This is a genomic window from Streptomyces sp. 4F14, from assembly GCF_048159485.1.
Lineage (GTDB): Bacteria > Actinomycetota > Actinomycetes > Streptomycetales > Streptomycetaceae > Streptomyces.
The window spans coordinates 1-370 of the sequence record NZ_JBLRVY010000236.1; the positions used below are offsets into that span (position 1 = coordinate 1).

Below are 370 nucleotides of genomic sequence, written 5' to 3' on the forward strand. Positions count from 1 at the left end.
TGTGGACGTACGGCCCCGAGGACGCCTCGCAGCGAGTGACCGGTCCCGCGCTCGACTTCTGCCTCCTGGTCACCCAGCGCGCCCACCGCTCCGACCTCGCACTGCGTGCCGAAGGGCCGGACGCCGACCGCTGGTTCGACATCGCCCAGGTCTTCGCCGGCCCACCCGGAGACGGCCGCGCGCCGAAGGGGGCGACGCGGTGACGCCCACGCCCCCGCCGTCGCCGGAACCCACTCCCCGCACGCTGCGGATCGGCAACGCCTCCGGCTTCTACGGCGACCGCTTCGACGCCATGCGCGAGATGCTCACCGGCGGTGAACTGGACGTCCTCACCGGCGACTACCTCGCCGAGCTCACCATGCTCATCCTC

Annotated in this window: 1 protein-coding gene and 1 pseudogene; both read left to right on the forward strand. The window is 72.7% G+C overall.

Going from position 1 to position 370, the window contains the following annotated elements; translation table 11 throughout:
* A pseudogene (locus ACLZOT_RS50490) lies at positions 1 to 203 on the forward strand (wyosine base formation domain-containing protein); the annotation flags it as partial.
* A partial coding sequence (locus tag ACLZOT_RS50495; protein ID WP_416976057.1) for an acyclic terpene utilization AtuA family protein occupies positions 200 to 370 on the forward strand: 171 nt, incomplete at its 3' end. The pseudogene ACLZOT_RS50490 and the gene ACLZOT_RS50495, both read left to right, overlap by 4 nt.